Source organism: Cellulomonas sp. (assembly GCF_035634735.1).
Classification (GTDB): Bacteria; Actinomycetota; Actinomycetes; order Actinomycetales; family Cellulomonadaceae; genus Cellulomonas.
The window spans coordinates 1-2,649 of record NZ_DASQCJ010000137.1; the positions used below are offsets into that span (position 1 = coordinate 1).

Below are 2,649 nucleotides of genomic sequence, written 5' to 3' on the forward strand. Positions count from 1 at the left end.
TCCGTGAGGTGTCGAAGCGCTTCGCGCGGTCGTCACTGTAGGCCCGGGATCGCGAGGGCGTCCAGCCCCGTGGGTCTCGAAACGGTCACGACCGTTGTCGAATCGCTTCGATCGTACGTCAGGCGCGGCGCGGCACGTCAAGCCGCGCGTTGGCGCGGGACTCGTGGGACGACTCGCGGGCCGCGACCTCCGGCACGCGGCGCGCCGTCGAATCGCTTGCACACCGCGAAGCGCTTCGCCGAGCGCGCCGGCCGCGGCGCCACCCCGCCCCGCCACCCGCCCGCGCCGCGGCCTGCGCCGGGGGGCGCCGCACCGCCACTACCCTGGGCGGATGGCGACCATCGGGGACGTGGCCCGCGCGGCGGGCGTGTCCGTCTCGACCGTCAGCTACGTGCTGAGCGGCAAGCGCACGATCTCCGGGCCGACCCGCGACCGGGTGCAGCGCGCGATCGCCGAGCTCGGCTACCGCCCGCACGCCGGCGCGCGGGCGCTGGCCTCCAGCCGCAGCAACGTGATCGCCCTGATGGTGCCGTTCCGGCCGGGGATCAACGTGCAGATCATCATGCAGTTCGTCGGCGGCGTCGTCACCACGGCCCGCGAGCACGACCACGACGTCCTCGTGCTCACCCAGGACGACGCCCAGGGCATCGACCGGGTCGCGGCGAGCTCGACCGCGGACGCGCTGATCGTGATGGACATCGAGTCCGACGACGCCCGGCTGCCGGCCCTCCGCGCGCTCGCGCTGCCGAGCATCCTCATCGGCGTCCCCGACGACACCACCGGGCTGAGCTGCGTCGACCTCGACTTCGCGGGCGCCGGCCGGCTCGCGGTCCGGGAGCTCGCCGGGCACGGGCACCGCCGGCTGGTCCTGGTCGGCGCGTCCCAGGACCGCCTGGACCACCGCGCGAACTACGCGGTGCGGATGCGGCAGGGCGTGCTGGAGCAGGCCGCCGCCGCCGGGGTCGAGGCCGCGGTCGTGCCGGCCGAGCCGACGTTCTCCGGCGGCGCCGCCGCGCTCGACGCGGTGCTCGCGGCGAACCCCGGGACGACCGGGCTGGTCGTGCACAACGAGGCGGCCCTCGGCGGCCTGCTGGCCCGGGCGGCGGAGCGCGGGCTGCGGGTGCCGGACGACCTGTCGATCGTCGCGGTGAGCCCCGCGGAGCTGGCCGCCGCGCTGCCGGTCCCGGTGTCGATCATCGAGGTGCCGGGCGAGCGGATCGGCCGGATCGCGGTCGAGATGGTGATGGCGCGGCTGTCCGGGGAGGAGCTCGCCGAGACCCGGCTGGTGTCCCCCGCGTTCACCGACCACGGCAGCGTGACGGCCCCCGCCGGGGCGCCCGCCCCCGCGCCCGGCGCCGTCAGGCCGTGACCAGCTGCCCCGCGCGGTAGACCGCCACCGCCGCCAGGTCCTCGTCCGTCACCACCACGTCGCCCCGCCGCCCGACGGCCAGCGCGCCCAGGTCGGCCCGGCCCAGGACCTCGGCCGGCGTCGTCGCCGCGGCGCGCACCGCGGCGACCAGCCCGATCCCGGACGCCACCACGGTCCGCACCACGTCGATCAGGTGCGCCGTGCCGCCGGCGATCGACCCGGCCGAGCCGTCCTCCGCGACGATCCGCGCGACCCCGTCGCCCACCCGGACCGCCATCGGGCCGAGCCGGTAGTCGCCGTCCGCCATCCCGGCCGCGGCCATCGCGTCGGTCACCAGCGCGACCGACCCCGGGCCGACCAGGTCGAACACCGCGCGCACCGTGCCGTCCGCCAGGTGCGTGCCGTCCGCGATCAGCTCGACGACCAGGTCGCCGCGCGCGGCCGCCGCGAGGCACGCCGCGATCGGGCCCGGGTCGCGGTGGTGCAACGGCCGCATGCCGTTGAACAGGTGCGTGGCCGTCGGCCGCGGTGACCGCCCGGGCGCACCGACCCGGCCCGTCAGCAGCGCCCGCGCCCGGTGCACGGCCGCGTCCACCTGCTCGGACGCCGCGTCCGTGTGCCCGATCGACGGCACCGCGCCGGCGCGCACCAGGGCCGCCAGCACGTCCGCGCCCGCGCCCGCCCCGGCGGCGCCCGACCCGTCCGCGACGCCCGGGACCTCGGGCGCGATGGTCATCGTCACGAGGTGCCCGCGGGCCGCCGCCGCCAGGTCGCCCACCAGCTCCGGGTCGCCCGGCAGCATGTCCGCGGGGTTCTGCGCCCCGCACCGGTCCGCGGACAGGAACGGGCCCTCGGCGTGGATGCCGACCAGGTCCCCGGTCTCCACCAGGTCCGCGAGCAGGGCCGCGCGCGCCAGCAGCACGTCCCGCGGCGCGGTGACCAGCGAGGCGACCAGGCTCGTCGTGCCGTGCCGCAGGTGCTCGCGGACCGCGACCAGCGCCTCGTCCCGCGTCGTGGCGTCCGGGAAGCTCGACCCGCCGCCGCCGTGGTCGTGCAGGTCGACGAGCCCGGGGAGCAGCGTCGTCCCGGGGGCCGGCGCGGGCGGCAGGTCGGCGGCCCAGCGCCCGGGGACCTGCGCGGCGGGGCCGACCCAGGCGATGCGCCCGTCGGCGAGGACGACGGCGCCGTCGGGCACGACCTCCGAGGGCGTCACCACCTCCCCGCGCAGGACGACGTCGGCGGGGGCGGTGTCGGCGGTGGTCACGGCCCCCATCATGGCG

At 78.1% G+C, this 2,649-nt stretch carries 2 protein-coding genes; one reads left to right on the forward strand and one right to left on the reverse strand.

What is annotated here, in order from left to right; genetic code table 11:
• Nucleotides 1–331 precede the first annotated feature (331 nt).
• Entirely contained in the window at nt 332–1,369 is a 1,038-nt protein-coding gene (locus VER05_RS12145; RefSeq protein ID WP_324845608.1) for a LacI family DNA-binding transcriptional regulator, read from the forward strand.
• Here the strand turns inward: VER05_RS12145 and VER05_RS12150 are convergent.
• Complete coding sequence (locus VER05_RS12150; RefSeq protein WP_324845609.1) at nt 1,359–2,645, reverse strand: N-acetylglucosamine-6-phosphate deacetylase; 1,287 nt, start codon at nt 2,643–2,645, stop codon at nt 1,359–1,361. The two genes, VER05_RS12145 and VER05_RS12150, sit on opposite strands and share 11 nt — an antisense overlap.
• Nucleotides 2,646–2,649 lie beyond the last annotated feature (4 nt).